Genomic DNA, 16,948 nt, shown 5'->3' on the forward strand with positions numbered 1-16,948 from the left:
CGTTGGAATCCACTATTAACAACTTTTTTACTTTATTAGTTTTTTTGTAAAAAAGTTTTTAATCCCATGGTTTCTTTTTACAATATCTTTAATACCAGTTTCCGATATTTTTTCAACTTTATCTAGCCCTGTTTCAATAGCTTTAGGCGGGGTAATTTTTTTACCAAGGATTTTTTCAGTTGCAACAATTTTGTTTACAACAGTTTTTTCAGTCGCTTTAAGCTCTTTTCCAATTTTTTTGCCAAGACTTTTAGCATCTGCTTTAAATTCTTTATATGCTTTTTTAGTAAAATTCTGAAATTTTTTCAACATTTTAAAACCAGAATTAGTTTTAACTTTAGATGGTTTCTTATCTGAATTTAATAACGAGTAAACATTTGATGGTACTAATTCTGAATTTGATATATCCCCAATAATATCTTTCATAATAAATTCTTGTGATACAGTTTGATTTGAAGGATTTAAAGCAGGAGTTGCCATTAATACCCCACTTAAGCCACTACTGCTAAGTCCTAATGCTCCAAAAATAACTATTAGTTTTTTCATATTTAATTATCCTTTCTTATATAAAATTATCGTGTTTTAAAAATTGTTATGTTAAAAAGATAGTCAACTTTTTAAATAGTGTTGATTATTACCATATAAATAAAAACTATCACGAGTATCTGCTGTTTGTACTTTTTGACCAGAATAAACTAACACTGTTCCTAATGAACCAGTTAAAAGATCACTTTCAATTGTTTCTTTAACGATAATACTGTCATAACTCGCTTCTGCAAAACCACTTTGAATTGTTTCTGCAATAATATCTTCGCTATCATTTTCACCCATTATTGCATTAAAAATTTCTTGCAAATCATCCATTGAAATTATTGATGATTCTTGATTAAGATCTTCTAATATTTTGCTTGAATTAGTAAGTGAACTATCCATATTATCAAGTTCATTTTTCATATTTTCAATTTGTTCACGGAATGAATTATTTCATAAATTATCACTATTTGATTTTATACTACTTACTTCAACGGTAGTTGGATTTATACTTGTATTAAATGTATTAATTGCAGGTATTACACTACTAATAGCTCCTAATGTTCCTAAAATAATTGGTGTAACCTTCATTTGTTTTCTATCCTTTCTTAAACATTAAATTAATCAATATAAAATAAGGACTTAAATATTATTTCTTTTTTATCTGAAGTTATATATAAAAGGAATGGATTAGAGTGCACCCATTTTAGTAAGTACTAATAAAAAGTATTTACTTTTTTTAATTATATCTTTTTCTTTACGATTTGAATATCATGTATTTCATTTTATAACATCTTGTATATATTCTTCATGTGAATTATATATTTTATTATGGATTGTAGCTTTCTTAAGTAATGAATGAAAACTTTCTATAACAATATTATCTGCACAGTGGTAATTTTTTCCCATTGAAATTGTAATACCGTTAGATAAACATTTATCGTGATAAATAGTGGATGTATATTGATATCCGTGATCTGAGTGAATTATTATTCCATTCAGATCTTTTTTTATTAATTTTATTTTATTAATTGCATCATTTAAATTATCCATTACTAATTTATTGTCATTATATTTAGATCACTTTACATCAACTATTTCTTTAGTATATCCATCAATAATTGTTGATTGATAATATCTTTCTCCTTTTCAAATTAAATATGTTACATCAGTATATAGTACTGAAAACCTTGTTTTTATATCATTGAATTTACGATTAATTAAATCAGGATATTGCAATAAGCTTTTTTCTTTATTCTGTTTATATTTCATTTTTCTTCTCATTTTTCTTACATATTCAGATTGTATTTGATTATCACGCATAATTCTTAAAACTTTTTTTGAATTATATTTTATACCATAATCTTCCTTTAAATATTTAGTAATTCTTCGATAACCAAATTGTTTTAAATTTTCTTCATAGACTTTTACAATATCATTTATTGCTTTTTTATCTTTTTTGCTACTGTCATAATTTTTATATTTATCTCAATAACTACGTTTTAACCCTGTTACTTCTAGTAATAATTTTATTGAATATTCACAAAAATTTTGTTTAATAAAAGAGACAATTCTTAGTTTGCTTAATTGTAAAAGTCATGGAGCTTTTTTAATAATTCATACCTTGTTTTATAATATTCTAAATTTCTTTTGGCAAAAGAAATTTTAGGTCCTTTAGGATTGTTTAATTTTCCTTTTTTATGATTTGCTCATCAAGATTCTACTGTATTTGCATTTATATTATATTGTTTTGCTACTATTCAACAACTTTTTTGTTTAATTTCCTCAATGATTTTTGTTCTAAATTCTGATGTATATTTGTTATATTTTTGTCCTTTTTTTGCCATATAAAAATGCACCCCCTATAAAAATTTAGCAAAATCTTTTTTTATTTTACTTACTTTTTTGGGTGCACTCTAGATAATTAATATTTTTTCTATTTTTCAAAGGAAGTTTTTAAATTTATTATTATTTTTAAAAGTTAGAAATATTATTTAAGTCCAATAGGGAGTAATACTTTTTTGTTAGTAAATTTAATTTTATTTCATTACTAAATTTATAATTTTATTTTGTGATAACTTAGTAATAAAACTAAGATGGTTTTAATACCGCAATTGCTAAAAATTTACTTGTACCAATTGAATTAGCAACAAAAATAATTAAGAGATAATCGAATTATACAAATGTTAGAAACTTAAATGACTTTCTTTTTTGTTTTAGTATTTAAATCAACTTTTAATAATTTCTAAAATATCATATTTTCTTAATTAACATTTTGATTAGTGCTAACTAGTTATTATATTATTTCGTTTACTTTAAAATTATTGTTTATAGTTTTGTAAAAATAGATAATATAAAAGGAATTACTAACTAGTAATAATTAATAGATTTAAGAAATAATGCTTTCATAGTTTTATCTTCTTTCTTAAATATTTAAAAATAATATTTTTTAAATCAGGGAGTAAAATTATGTGTTATATATTCAGAATAAGAAAATTTGAAAACACGAAAATAATAAACTTCTAATTATCGTTTAACTTCTAGTTAATTGCCTGATTCTTTTAACTATATTATTTAATAAACAAAATTTATAATATTATTTTGATAATTGATATATCCATCTTTTTGATAAAATTTTGGTAAATAAATTTTTATAACAATACAACTGCTTACTTTATTTATAACTTTTTTTAAGAAAAAAACAAGGACATTTTTTTTAAAAAAGTACTAAGGCATAATATGATAAACACTGCATTATTACTTTTAATTAATCTAATTTTTTTAAAACAAATTTACAAAATCTAGATTAATTTAAAAAATACTTTAATTCTTCTTCCAAGATAATTATTATCTTTTTTACTAGAATCGGGCACTATAACAGCATAATCTTTCTTAATATCTTAAAGCTTAATTCAATCAATATTTAGCATAAGGTTTTTTTCTTTTAATACTCTACGTAATGTTGTTTCATTATTGTCTGTTAATATTTCCAAATTCGGGGTCTTAATTATTGAATGCAAAATAAAATTATTTGTTTTAAAAGTTACACTTGAATCGTTTTCAATTTTAGAAGTGTAATTTGATAGCACTACATTGGCTTTGTTTTTTTGAACATTAGTAAAAATAATCCGAATTGGTGCTTTAATACCAAGGTTTATTAAAACTTGATTTAAAGTCGGATTTTTATAATATAGCGCATTACGGATATCATTTATTGAATTAGATGGAATCTCACCTAAATTAGGCTCTTTAATTAAATCTTTCATTGAATATTTATTATTTTTTTCAATAGTATTAGTAGGATCATAAGTTATTGTTTTATTGGGTAAAATAATAGTAATAAAAAAAGAAATAAGCATTGTTGAAATTAAAAGAAATATTTTATTCATAAATTTTCTCTTTCATTGATTTAAAAAATTACTTTATAATTTTACCTAAATAAACTAGTTTTTACATATTATTTATGCATATTTATAAATAAAAAAAACAATAAAGTTTACTTTATTGTTCTTAACCTATCATAATTAATATCTTATGATGGTGGATAGACATAGTCTTCTGGTTTAAACGAAATTCGATATTTATCAATTGGTCAAGGTGTATAATAAATATTATTCGTTGTTTGGTTAATACCAAAACGAAATTTAAGTTCATCATATCATCCATAATGTCAAGTAAATGCACGATCTTTACCAATGTCAACATTAAATTTGTTATGAACTGTAACTCAGAACTTTCCAATATCAGGTAAAATTTTGATTTCAGGTTGTTCCTTAAATTCTCTTAAATAATCGTTTCAAATTGTTTGAAGCGATAAAGCAGGATTTTTTGCAAATTGGTTATTTAATGTTTCTCATTTTTTAATTGGTAAGAAAATAACCCCTTCGGTATGGACACGAATATCTCATGTAATTTGGAAATATTTATAAAATGCAGCAATAATTCGTCCAAAGTTCTCAATCTTTTTGATTATTCCTGCTCGTGTTATTTTTACATTAATATAAATTGGTTTATTGTCATTTACTGCAATCCCTGATAACGGCAATCCAGCAACTAAAATTTTTGCTAAATTAATTTTAAACTGTCCTAACTGTAATTTTTCACCAGTAGAAGCAGTTAAAATATTCAATTTTTCACCATAAAATTCTAAAAAATTTTCAGGTGTTAATTTGTCTGGAGCATACCCAGTATTAACTCAGGCATATTTTTCATCATATGGCAAGACTGGTGTTACACCGTTTGTATCTGGATTAATAATTGAATTTAATAAAATTAAGATTTTTTCATCACTAGCATAAGTGATATTTTCTCCAAGTTCTTCCAACGTATCATCTTTCTTTAAACCTTCTTCTAATTCTCTTTGGACAATTGCATCTAACATACTGTGATCATAAGCATAATTTAAATCAAAATTATCATAAATACTTTTGAAAGCTTCATGTTTATTAACAATAATATCACCGGACATCTTCTCATTAAAAAATTTAATGATTGAATTTGATATTTGTTCTACTACTGCTTTTAAAATTTTTTGCATTTTATCAATATCATTGGTAATAGTATATTGAATTAAAAATGGTACAACTGTTTCTAATTTTTTAAATTTGATGTTAACATCAAATTTAAAGTCTAAACGAACAGCTTTTAAACCTTCCGGATTAATATATGCTAGTTTACCTAATTTTTCAACATCAATAAAATTTAAAATAAAGTTCACACTATCTGGTTCAATATTCAACGGAAAACTATTTGGATAATAGTTTAAATATTTATTAGCAATTTCTCGATTAATATTATCAAAGACTGTCATAAAACCAGTTTTAAGAGTTGTTAAAACTGGCGCAACCTTACCATCTTCTTCCTTTAATACTTCCTTTTGGTGATCATTTCTTACCATTGAAAATAAGTTTTCAAAATCAATATTTGGGTAAAAATTAGTATCAATTAAAGTTTTTTCTGCTGTGTATTTTTGAATTGCATTTGATGCTGCTTTTGTTATATCATTTAAAATTTTTAAATCTCCATTATAATCAATTTCATTTTCATTATTATGGTGATTATTGTTTCAAGCATTTTTACAACTAATAACAGAACCAACACTAACCACATTAAAATTTGCAACTCCCAACATTGCTAATAGTTTTTTCATAGTTTTTAAATCCTTCCTTTTAAAAAATAACTATATCCCAAATATCTTATATATATTTTAATATCCTATATATTTGAAATATCATTTATGTTATAAAAAAAAAAAAAAAAATCAAGGGGGTTAATAATTATTTTAAAATATATTTTTTAATCCGAAAGAATTTCTAATTTATGACATAAATTAACTCATATATAAAATTTTAATCTTTAGTTTGAATTAAATATGTATAATTTAATGAAGAGTTTTGTGGAATAATACGAAATAAACGTTTCAAAGAGCGATTTTTTCAACCAATAATTAAATAATTTTTTCTTTTTATTTTTAATGCTTTTGGTAAAGATTTTTTAATAAATCGTTCTAATGACATTAAACCTGGCAATGTTTTATTATTTTTAAAATCAACATTTTTAAAAAACGCAGTTTGTGTGGCTCCAGGACAAATAGTAACTACACGAACTGGTGATTTTGTTTTCTTTAATTCAGTATTAATAGCAACAGATAAACTTAAAATATATGCTTTTGTTGCATAATAAGTTGCCATTCCAGGTCCAGGGAAAAAAACAGCTAAGGAAGAAATATTAATAATTCGTCCTTTTTTCTGCTCAATAAAATATTGCGTAAAAAGTTTTGTTAAAATATGGACTGCTTGAATATTTAGATTAATCATTTTTAATTCATCTGCTAAAGGAATTGTTATAAAAAGACCTTTTTTCCCAAAACCAGCATTATTAATAAATAAAACAATATGATACTGTTTTTTTTCTTCAAATAAAGCATAACAATTTTCAGGAACAGACAAATCATATGATAAAGCAACAATTGTTTGTTCAGAAAATTGTTGTTGTAATTCTTTTGCTCATTCTGTATGGCGAGATACTCCAATAATATGATAACCTTGCTTCAACAATCACTGACAATAACCATATCCAATTCCTGATTATGCTCCTGTTACTACAGCAAATTCTTTTTCCATAATATATCATCCTTTTCATTACCTTAATTCTAACATTAAGAAAAATAATCTTTTTTTAAATGTAAATTAAATACACAATAACAAATTTATTAACTAAATAATAGTAATTGTTGCAATTAAATAAATTATTAATTTATTTTATTATACTCCATATTAAACTTTAAAAAAAGGTTAAAAACCTTAAACCTTATTTTCTAATTCCTAATGTTTCAATGATTGTTTTATATTCATTAAAATCAGTTTTGGTTAAATATGCAAGCAAGTGTTTTCTTTGTGCTACTTTTTGCAATAAACTTCTTCTTGATACAATATCTTTTCGATGTACTTTTAAGTGTTCGGTCAAATTGTTAATATCTTCTGTTAAGATTGCAATTTGAACTTTTGTTGAACCAGTATCTTTGGCATTTTGACCAAACTTTGTAACTAATTCTGCTTTTTTTTCTTTTGAAACCATTACAATTTTCTCCCTTCTTTTAGTGGCTTATTATGTTAAAACAAAGAATTTAAGAAAGGGTTATCTTAAATCAACGAAATAACAACCTTATTAATATTATGCTTTTTTAGCAAAAAAAGCAAGGGTATTAACTAAATCTTGTTCTAAAAGCGTAACTAATTCTGCTAAATTATTAATTTTAATATTTTCTCGAAGATATTTTTTAAAATAAACAATGATTTCCTGACCATATAAATCCAAATTAACATTTAGCAAATATGTTTCAACAACTTCTTTCCCTTCAAATAATCGATAAGATGTCATTGAAGGATAAAGTTTACCTTGTGCTAATGTTTCTGTTACATAAACACCATAGGGTAAAATTACTTTTTGTGGCAAATAAACATTTGCCGTTGGAAAATTAATTGTTCGTCCTAATTGTTTTCCTGGTTTTACTTCTCCACGTAAATTATAATCTTCATACAATAATCTATTTGCTGATGCTAAATCATATTCTAATAAAAAATTTCGAATTGTTGTTGAAGAAAACAAATTATCTTGGCGAGTAATTAAATAAACATTTTCTTGACCAAAAAAAGCAATAATATCATTAAAATCCCCTTCACGATTTTTTCCAAACCGAAAATCAGAACCAATGACAATTTTTGTAACATTAAATTGTTTTTTTAAAATTGTTAAAAATTGTTGTGCAGATAAATTTATAAATGCAGTACTAAGCGGCACTTCTAAATAATAATCAAATCCTAATTTTTCAACAATTTGTTGTTTTGAATGATTATCTACTATTTTTGTATTTGTTTGTTGTAAAAAATCACTGACACTTTGTGACATAGTAAAAAATAATGTTGCAAGGTTATACTGTTTTTTAATCTCCATTAAACGTGTAATTAATTTTAAATGACCTTGATGAAACCCATCAAACAAACCTAAACAAGCAACTTTTGGTTTCTTATCACTTGACTTATTTCATACTAAAGTTTTCATTAATAATGATCATCCTTCTCTCTGTCATCTTGGTTTTTAGGTTCAATATGTCCTCATAGTCCACGTTGACAGGCATAAACATGTTTTCCAATATGTTTATAAATTGCTAAAACATTTTTATTTTTATCAATAATAAAAATAATTGGGTCAGTATGATTAATAATAACAATAGGTTTTCCTTGCCGAATTTCTTCATCATGATGATAAAGTAATAATTGTTGATTATTAATAAATAAAGCATCATACATCGATATTAACTCATTAAAATTTACTTCTTCAGGGCTAATTGTTTTAGATAGCATAAAATTTCCTGATTGCGTACGGCATAAAGCTGTAACAGTAGCAATAGTATTTAATTTTGCCGCAATATCAGTCACTAAACTTCTAATATATGTTCCTTTAGTACATAACACACTAAATTTAATTGTATGATTATGTGCATCATATTTTTTTAATTTAATTGCCTTAATTGTAACAGTTCGTGGTCTAATTTTTACTTCTTTATCTTGGCGTGCATATTCGTAAAGTTTTTTACCATTAACTTTAATAGCAGAATATTTTGGTGGATATTGTTCATACATAAATCCATTAAATTCATTAAAGATTTTTTTTAATATTTTCTTTTGAATCTTAAATGGTGTTGTTTCATTAAGCACATTCCCAGTAATATCACCAGTATCTGTCTCAACAAATAATCGCATTTCAACATCATACGCTTTATCTGCTGTTAACAAATATTCACTCATTTTCGTAGCATTATTCACTAAAACAACTAACAATCCTGTTGCTAATGGGTCTAATGTTCCTGCGTGACCAATTTTATTAATCTGCAATTTTTGTTTAATTTCTTGAATAACCTGATTACTTGTTTTTCCTGTTGGTTTATTAATTAAAAAAATACCGTCATGCATAATAACCACCCCACTTCCTGAAATATTATATCACTTTTTAATATATTCCTAACACTAATTAAAAAAGTACCTTATTTTTATCGTATTTTTGGTAGTCGGAAAAAATCTTAGGTTTTATAAAAATTATAAATAAAGTAATTAAATACAAATTAAAGTAATCGCTTATTAGAACGATTTTTTTATTTGCATTATTCATCAAATAGTATCCTTAAAATTAAAAATTAACCTATTTTGCCCTACAAACTAGTTAATTTTTATAATTTCCTTTCTGTGATTTATTATATTTTTTCGGTTTAACAATTAATAATATCATTTTTAATAAAGGTACTATCTGATGAATAATGCAATACTAAAACTTAATATTTTGATGCTTAAAGATGGATAACTCATCTATGGCACGAAGTCTTAAAGAAAGTGTGAAAGCGATTGGATTTACTCTCCTATTTATTTCTTTAATTCTCGACAAGATTAATCACTTGTGAAATGTCAGAGCATGTGTTTTTTGGCTTGTTTTCATAAAAAAGTGCTGTTAAACCAAAAAACAATATCGGACACTAAAAAAACAAGAGGGTTGGAACTCCAAAAGGTTATTTTCTTTGTATAAAGTTGTCTAGGGATGGATGAAGCGTAATTAATAACTGGGTAAACTGTTTTTTTATTTCCGTATGGGGGTAAACTCTATCAAAATATCCTATCCGCCCCCGCTCACTCCCCAAAGTGAAGCGGGCGGCGAAGTAATTAAATACTAAAATAAATTACAAGAATTAATGATATGTGCTTATCCAGTAACTGCAAATAATATTAATGATGAAATTTGATCAACAAATAAAAAAAGGAGTATATATAATGACAGAATATAAAAGTTTGTATATTAATAAAACTTGAAATGAAATAACAACATCTTTTGATTAAGTTAATTGTCAACCTATTAATTGGGCTGTATGTATTATTTAAGGGTTTTAATTAATATCTTAGAAATTGTGGAATAAAAATACCACTTACTTATCTAAATTATATTACTTTTAATTTTATTGTCAACAATATTTTAACATTTTTTAAATTTTTCCACGACAAAAATACATGTTTATTAAAGTTATTTAATTTATTAGATAAAATTAATAAAAATATAAGTTTGGTTGTAAATTATTATTTACAAAATTATTAACTGAATAATTAATTCTATTTTCTTCTAATGGTTCATTAGTATTAAATAAATTAATTTTATTTTTAAAATTCATCATACTAGTATTTAATTTATTTTTAAGAGTTTTTTCATGATAAGTTGCTTTTTTAACCAAAACACCTTTACAGTAATGTGATATATCACCCTCAATATGACAACCAATATTATTTCATAATGTTTGATTTCTGACACCTTCTTCATTATTTTTAATTAATTTAATTGTCTCTTTTAAGAATTTCATTTTTGCTTCTTTTATAAAAGAAGCACTGTTTTCTAAGCGTTCTAATAATTCTTCATATTTACCATTAAAAAAATAATCGACTGCTTTATGGTATGTTTCTCTGTTTTCTTTGTTTTTACTTTGATAAGGATATAATTTTTTAAATCTACTTGTAAGGTGAAATTTATCTATCGTGTAATGTACTTTATTTTTAGGAAAATATTCTTGAATAAATTTTGCCATATTTTTAATTCAAGGTGCACCATCTCCTAATACCATAAATTCAATATTGTCATTAATATCATAATAACTTGTAATTAATGTAAGTAATTTACTAACAAAATTAATTAATTTACTATTTTTTAATATATTCTGGAATATTATCTAGTTCTATAACTCCTAATTTATTTGCAATTACAGGTCTTTTTTTAGTTGATTTTGTTTTATCAAAACCAGTATGAACAGTTGAAAATATATTATGTTTTTTTTTTTTTTTTTCTTTCCCCTTTTTATTTTCATTTCACATTTTTAAATAAGTTCCATCAATTTGAATATATAAAGTATGAGGTACCTTTATTTTTTTATTAGTTTTATTAATATAATATTCTTTTTCAATTTTTGCATTTTTCATAATATTTGAAATTGTTTTTATACAAATTTTTACATGTTCCATAGTATCTAAAATATCTTGATATGTTTTTTTATTGCCAATAAATGATAATATTTTTTCTTTAACAGAATTATCTATTCTTTGTCATTTTTTAATTCCTAAAAGTTTATCCAAAGGAAAAATATATTTTTCTTTACCTGTTTCTTGATTAATTTTATAATATTTTCTTCTTTTAAAAGTTATTTTCCCATTTAAAATAGTTAATTTTCTTGGTTTTATTTCTTTTACTTTATAATCTTTAAATTCTTTTAAAGTTTCATCAATTTTATAATTTTTAAAAATTCATTCATCAGAATTTTCTAAATTTTGTTGAATAATTTTAATACTTTGTATATATAACAAATTATTAAAATTCTTAAAAAAGTTGTTATCAATATTAGAGTGCACCCATTTTAGTAAGTACTAATAAAAAAAGTATTTACTATTTTTTTAATTATATCTTTTTCTTTACGATTTGAATATCATGTATTTCATTTTATAACATTTTGTATATATTCTTCATGTGAATTATATATTTTATTATGGATTGTAGCTTTCTTAAGTAATGAATGAAAACTTTCTATAACAATATTATCTGCACAGTGGTAATTTTTTCCCATTGAAATTGTAATACCGTTAGATAAACATTTATCGTGATAAATAGTGGATGTATATTGATATCCGTGATCTGAGTGAATTATTATTCCATTCAGATCTTTTTTTATTAATTTTATTTTATTAATTGCATCATTTAAATTATCCATTACTAATTTATTGTCATTATATTTAGATCACTTTACATCAACTATTTCTTTAGTATATCCATCAATAATTGTTGATTGATAATATCTTTCTCCTTTTCAAATTAAATATGTTACATCAGTATATAGTACTGAAAACCTTGTTTTTATATCATTGAATTTACGATTAATTAAATCAGGATATTGCAATAAGCTTTTTTCTTTATTCTGTTTATATTTCATTTTTCTTCTCATTTTTCTTACATATTCAGGTTGTATTTGATTATCACGCATAATTCTTAAAACTTTTTTTGAATTATATTTTATACCATAATCTTCCTTTAAATATTTAGTAATTCTTCGATAACCAAATTGTTTTAAATTTTCTTCATAGACTTTTACAATATCATTTATTGCTTTTTTATCTTTTTTGCTACTGTCATAATTTTTATATTTATCTCAATAACTACGTTTTAACCCTGTTACTTCTAGTAATAATTTTATTGAATATTCACAAAAATTTTGTTTAATAAAAGAGACAATTCTTAGTTTGCTTAATTGTAAAAGTCATGGAGCTTTTTTAATAATTCATACCTTGTTTTATAATATTCTAAATTTCTTTTGGCAAAAGAAATTTTAGGTCCTTTAGGATTGTTTAATTTTCCTTTTTTATGATTTGCTCATCAAGATTCTACTGTATTTGCATTTATATTATATTGTTTTGCTACTATTCAACAACTTTTTTGTTTAATTTCCTCAATGATTTTTGTTCTAAATTCTGATGTATATTTGTTATATTTTTGTCCTTTTTTTGCCATATAAAAATGCACCCCCTATAAAAATTTAGCAAAATCTTTTTTTATTTTACTTACTTTTTGGGGTGCACTCTAAAATTCTCTTTTTCTATTCTCCGTTAACTTTTACATTACCATCATTATCAATTATTAAGTCGGGTAGTTTTTGTTCTTCATCATTTCAATGATAAACATATTTAAAATAAGTACCATTGTCATTTTCCCAATAAATTTCTTTAAAAGTTCATGCAATATTTAATGTTTGTCCTGACCCAAATTTATAAGGGCTACTTTTTCATAAATCTGCTTTTTCAAAATTATCAATTTCTATAAAATCGAGTGTATTATTTTTAAATTTAATTAATCTTCAATTCTCATTTTTATCACCACGCCATACTACATAATATCATTTATTATCAACCTCATTAAATGGTTTTTCTTGTGGTGCTATTCATTCTAAGTTGTTTTTAATAGTTTCATCATTTGTATTTATTTGGTTTTCTTTTTTTAATTTTGCTAATTTTTCGGGTGTATATTCATTTGGTGTATTACAAGCAACTAAACTTGTTGTACTTGTTGCTGTTAAAGTGACTGTTACTAAAATACCTAATATTTTTTTAATTTTAGTACCCACCCCTTCTTAAAATATTTTTACATTAATAATATATATAAACTACATATATTTAATATAACTAATTTATAGTATTTAAACTAAAATATAATTGATTATATTTTAATAACATTCATTAATTAAATCTACAACAGAATAAGATGTGCCAACTCCAGTGCCTAATACAACACCAATAAATCCACCAACTAAAGTACCAATAACTGGAACAAAACTACCAACTACTGCACCCGTCAAAAGCCCACCAACACTTCCGATAGAAGAATCTTTCAAAAGTATATTAGCTTTTTCGTTTGTTTCACAAACTTTTTTAAAGTCTCATCCGTGTAAATTTAAATGATATTTTAAGTTATTTGTTTTAACAAAAACACTTCCCTGTCCATCAAATCACATATCTTCTATATTAGAATCCAAGCCATTAAATTTATGAACATTAATTTGATTATCTCTTTTAAATCAAGGAAATACACCGCTTGTAGTTCCAATATAAATATCACCCGTCTGTAATGCTCCTCCTTTTGTTTTTTCATCTAATATTTTAACTACAGTTACTTTTCTGTTACCTAAATTATAACCTTCATTTTTATCTTTAATTATATTACAATATTGGTTTTTTATATTATTATTTATATTTCTTGGTCTTCTATTACAATTTAAATTTTCTTGTTGAATTAATCCAAGAATTACTCTAATTCCATAAGCATAAATACTTGGGCTTAAATTAAATATTTCAGGTAATCAATCTATTGGTAAATTATTTAATAAATTATTTCTATTACCAATATTATTAATATTTTGACTATTAATTGCATTAATAATATCATTACTTCTACTTTGTCAATTAGTTACAATATTACTAATATCATTATTTCAAGATAATTCACCACTATAAGTTTGAATTTCATTTGAAATTAAATTAAATATACTTCTAAATCTTATTGACTCAGATGTAGTTACAATAACACGCGCTAAATGTGGTCGTAAATTATTTCAATTTCGATTACTTGCATTTGTTTTAGATAAATTAATAAATGCATTAAAAATATTACCTCAACTAAGTGAAAAATTATTTATATTAATAAGGGTATTATAATTTCCATTATAATTTAAACTAAAATCAGCTGCAATAGTATTGTCTATATGTGTTAAATCCATATTATTGTTTTCTGTAAAATAATAATAATTTCTAATAGTATTTCCTTGAAAAGTTTCAGTACCAACAATAAATCCAACTAAATAAAAATTACTTAATCTTATAACTAATTCTATATTTCTTGTTACATTACCGTCAATAATTTCAACAGGTATTATTAAATAATTATTAATATTACTACTATAATTTCTTCTTATTTGATATATATTATTATTTATTTATATCACTTCTATCAATAGTTAATTTATTATTATAATTTTTAAATGATCTATTTTGTCTTTTATTTCTAATTAAATTTTCTGAATTATCTATTTGTAAATAATCAATGTTATTATTTAATTTTTCTTCTTTTTGATAAGGACTAGCGGCAATTGTTGTTGGTATAGCAGTTCCACTAATTGTTAATACACTTAATAAACTAAATAATTTTTTCATACTTGTTTTTCTCCTTTTCTTTATCTTGAAACCTTTTATCAAGATTTACCAGTATTATATATATATATATACAAGCAAAATTAGCGTTTATTTTAATAAATTTATCTTGTTAAATAACCCTTATTACGCGTTTTAAGGGCTAAATTAGCAATCAAAGATATTAAGTTTAGAAAAATATATAATATATAATAAATAATAATATTATTTATATATAAATATATAAAATATAAAGTGTTGCATTTGTGAACTATTAGTGTAAAATACTTATAATGGTTTATCCTTTTAACAAAAAAGCAATTTACGGTTTATGCTTTCCGCCTTAAAAAGACTTATGCTGACTTGTTATTCGAACAAGAATAAAAAAAGAGAGGTTTAGAGTGCACCCATTTTAGTAAGTACTAATAAAAAGTATTTACTTTTTTTTAATTTAGAGTGCACCCCAAAAAGTAAGTAAAATAAAAAAAGATTTTGCTAAATTTTTATAGGGGGTGCATTTTTATATGGCAAAAAAAGGACAAAAATATAACAAATATACATCAGAATTTAGAACAAAAATCATTGAGGAAATTAAACAAAAAAGTTGTTGAATAGTAGCAAAACAATATAATATAAATGCAAATACAGTAGAATCTTGATGAGCAAATCATAAAAAAGGAAAATTAAACAATCCTAAAGGACCTAAAATTTCTTTTGGCAAAAGAAATTTAGAATATTATAAAACAAGGTATGAATTATTAAAAAAGCTCCATGACTTTTACAATTAAGCAAACTAAGAATTGTCTCTTTTATTAAACAAAATTTTTGTGAATATTCAATAAAATTATTACTAGAAGTAACAGGGTTAAAACGTAGTTATTGAGATAAATATAAAAATTATGACAGTAGCAAAAAAGATAAAAAAGCAATAAATGATATTGTAAAAGTCTATGAAGAAAATTTAAAACAATTTGGTTATCGAAGAATTACTAAATATTTAAAGGAAGATTATGGTATAAAATATAATTCAAAAAAAGTTTTAAGAATTATGCGTGATAATCAAATACAATCTGAATATGTAAGAAAAATGAGAAGAAAAATGAAATATAAACAGAATAAAGAAAAAAGCTTATTGCAATATCCTGATTTAATTAATCGTAAATTCAATGATATAAAAACAAGGTTTTCAGTACTATATACTGATGTAACATATTTAATTTGAAAAGGAGAAAGATATTATCAATCAACAATTATTGATGGATATACTAAAGAAATAGTTGATGTAAAGTGATCTAAATATAATGACAATAAATTAGTAATGGATAATTTAAATGATGCAATTAATAAAATAAAATTAATAAAAAAAGATCTGAATGGAATAATAATTCACTCAGATCACGGATATCAATATACATCCACTATTTATCACGATAAATGTTTATCTAACGGTATTACAATTTCAATGGGAAAAAATTACCACTGTGCAGATAATATTGTTATAGAAAGTTTTCATTCATTACTTAAGAAAGCTACAATCCATAATAAAATATATAATTCACATGAAGAATATATACAAGATGTTATAAAATGAAATACATGATATTCAAATCGTAAAGAAAAAGATATAATTAAAAAAAAGTAAATACTTTTTATTAGTACTTACTAAAATGGGTGCACTCTAGTTTAAAAAATGGCACTTACAAAAGAACAATTAATAGAACAAGGTTTAAGTGAAGAAATAGCAGATAATATTTTAAATGAATTTCATAATGAAACAAAACAAATTATTGAGGGAATACAAAAACGAAAAGATACTATTTCAAAAGAAAATTATTTAAAAGTTGCTAATGAATTAGATGAATTAAAAGCATTTAAAGATGTCCCACCTACTAAAATTGAAGATATTAAAGCTAATTTAGATAAAGTTAGTGGTAATTCTTTATTTGAAAAAATGCAAACTTTAAAAGAATTAAAACCTGATTTGTTTGTACAAGAACAACCATCAGTTTCACCAACTAATATTATTAAAGAAATGATTGAAAAGTCTACTGAAAATAAGAATGATGAAATTGAAACTATTAAAGAAAAAGGAGCATATACTCCTGATGAAATTAAAAAAATAACTGATTATACACTTAAAAACCTTAGATAATAAGGGAGTGAAATAT

The 16,948-nt window shown here is 23.4% G+C and carries 20 protein-coding genes; 3 read left to right on the forward strand and 17 right to left on the reverse strand.

Annotated elements, in window-relative coordinates:
• Positions 1-27: 27 nt before the first annotated feature.
• The 17 genes from AACL22_RS02485 to AACL22_RS02565 all read right to left on the reverse strand — a co-directional run bounded on the left by AACL22_RS02485 (position 28) and on the right by AACL22_RS02565 (position 14,804).
• Entirely contained in the window at positions 28-546 is a 519-nt protein-coding gene (locus AACL22_RS02485; protein ID WP_338989403.1) for a hypothetical protein, read from the reverse strand.
• 51 nt (positions 547-597) lie between these two features.
• Positions 598-1,122, reverse strand: a complete 525-nt coding sequence (locus tag AACL22_RS02490; RefSeq protein ID WP_338989405.1) for a hypothetical protein — start codon at positions 1,120-1,122, stop codon at positions 598-600.
• 99 nt (positions 1,123-1,221) lie between these two features.
• A complete protein-coding gene (locus AACL22_RS02495; protein WP_338992965.1) occupies positions 1,222-2,148 on the reverse strand; it encodes an IS3 family transposase in 927 nt (308 codons plus the stop codon).
• A complete protein-coding gene (locus AACL22_RS02500; protein ID WP_338988774.1) occupies positions 2,115-2,378 on the reverse strand; it encodes a hypothetical protein in 264 nt (87 codons plus the stop codon). The genes AACL22_RS02495 and AACL22_RS02500 overlap by 34 nt, the downstream gene beginning before the upstream one ends.
• 1,053 nt (positions 2,379-3,431) lie before the next feature.
• A complete protein-coding gene (locus AACL22_RS02505) occupies positions 3,432-3,920 on the reverse strand; it encodes a hypothetical protein (RefSeq protein ID WP_338989407.1) in 489 nt (162 codons plus the stop codon).
• Between the two features lie 143 nt (positions 3,921-4,063).
• Positions 4,064-5,680, reverse strand: coding sequence for a hypothetical protein (locus AACL22_RS02510; protein WP_338989408.1), 1,617 nt, complete (start codon positions 5,678-5,680; stop codon positions 4,064-4,066).
• A 199-nt stretch (positions 5,681-5,879) separates the two neighbouring features.
• Positions 5,880-6,587 (reverse strand): SDR family NAD(P)-dependent oxidoreductase, encoded by a 708-nt coding sequence (locus tag AACL22_RS02515; protein ID WP_338989409.1) that lies wholly within the window; start codon positions 6,585-6,587, stop codon positions 5,880-5,882.
• Between the two features lie 253 nt (positions 6,588-6,840).
• Positions 6,841-7,107: a 30S ribosomal protein S15 gene (gene rpsO / locus AACL22_RS02520; RefSeq protein WP_338989411.1), complete on the reverse strand. Its 267-nt coding sequence runs from the start codon at positions 7,105-7,107 to the stop codon at positions 6,841-6,843.
• Between the two features lie 96 nt (positions 7,108-7,203).
• Positions 7,204-8,091, reverse strand: coding sequence for a riboflavin biosynthesis protein RibF (gene ribF, locus AACL22_RS02525; protein WP_338989413.1), 888 nt, complete (start codon positions 8,089-8,091; stop codon positions 7,204-7,206).
• Positions 8,091-9,002, reverse strand: a complete 912-nt coding sequence (gene truB, locus AACL22_RS02530; protein WP_338989414.1) for a tRNA pseudouridine(55) synthase TruB — start codon at positions 9,000-9,002, stop codon at positions 8,091-8,093. The genes ribF and truB overlap by 1 nt, the downstream gene beginning before the upstream one ends.
• 1,115 nt (positions 9,003-10,117) lie before the next feature.
• The gene (locus AACL22_RS02535; protein ID WP_338989417.1) at positions 10,118-10,648 is read right to left on the reverse strand and encodes a hypothetical protein; all 531 of its coding nucleotides are present in this window, start codon (positions 10,646-10,648) and stop codon (positions 10,118-10,120) included.
• 112 nt (positions 10,649-10,760) lie between these two features.
• Entirely contained in the window at positions 10,761-11,417 is a 657-nt protein-coding gene (locus tag AACL22_RS02540; protein WP_338989418.1) for a UPF0236 family transposase-like protein, read from the reverse strand.
• A gap of 50 nt (positions 11,418-11,467) precedes the next feature.
• Positions 11,468-12,382 carry an IS3 family transposase gene (locus AACL22_RS02545; RefSeq protein ID WP_338992967.1) on the reverse strand — a complete coding sequence of 305 codons (915 nt, stop codon included), beginning with the start codon at positions 12,380-12,382 and terminating at the stop codon, positions 11,468-11,470.
• Positions 12,349-12,612, reverse strand: a complete 264-nt coding sequence (locus AACL22_RS02550; RefSeq protein WP_338988774.1) for a hypothetical protein — start codon at positions 12,610-12,612, stop codon at positions 12,349-12,351. Before AACL22_RS02550 ends, AACL22_RS02545 begins: the two co-directional genes overlap by 34 nt.
• Positions 12,613-12,697: 85 nt before the next feature.
• The gene (locus AACL22_RS02555; protein ID WP_338989420.1) at positions 12,698-13,222 is read right to left on the reverse strand and encodes a hypothetical protein; all 525 of its coding nucleotides are present in this window, start codon (positions 13,220-13,222) and stop codon (positions 12,698-12,700) included.
• 99 nt (positions 13,223-13,321) lie between these two features.
• Positions 13,322-14,587 (reverse strand): ribosome-inactivating family protein, encoded by a 1,266-nt coding sequence (locus tag AACL22_RS02560; protein WP_338992969.1) that lies wholly within the window; start codon positions 14,585-14,587, stop codon positions 13,322-13,324.
• Positions 14,580-14,804 carry a hypothetical protein gene (locus AACL22_RS02565; protein WP_338989422.1) on the reverse strand — a complete coding sequence of 75 codons (225 nt, stop codon included), beginning with the start codon at positions 14,802-14,804 and terminating at the stop codon, positions 14,580-14,582. The genes AACL22_RS02560 and AACL22_RS02565 overlap by 8 nt, the downstream gene beginning before the upstream one ends.
• A gap of 500 nt (positions 14,805-15,304) precedes the next feature.
• Here AACL22_RS02565 and AACL22_RS02570 point away from each other — a divergent pair, with 500 nt between their 5' ends.
• From AACL22_RS02570 to AACL22_RS02580, 3 genes are all read left to right on the forward strand, one after another.
• Positions 15,305-15,568 (forward strand): hypothetical protein, encoded by a 264-nt coding sequence (locus tag AACL22_RS02570; RefSeq protein WP_338988671.1) that lies wholly within the window; start codon positions 15,305-15,307, stop codon positions 15,566-15,568.
• A gap of 140 nt (positions 15,569-15,708) precedes the next feature.
• Positions 15,709-16,422: an IS3 family transposase gene (locus tag AACL22_RS02575; protein ID WP_338992935.1), complete on the forward strand. Its 714-nt coding sequence runs from the start codon at positions 15,709-15,711 to the stop codon at positions 16,420-16,422.
• A gap of 48 nt (positions 16,423-16,470) precedes the next feature.
• Entirely contained in the window at positions 16,471-16,932 is a 462-nt protein-coding gene (locus tag AACL22_RS02580; RefSeq protein ID WP_338989423.1) for a hypothetical protein, read from the forward strand.
• Positions 16,933-16,948 lie beyond the last annotated feature (16 nt).

This window comes from Spiroplasma endosymbiont of Seladonia tumulorum (assembly GCF_964020235.1).
In the GTDB taxonomy this organism is placed as follows: domain Bacteria; phylum Bacillota_I; class Bacilli_A; order Mycoplasmatales; family Mycoplasmataceae; genus Spiroplasma.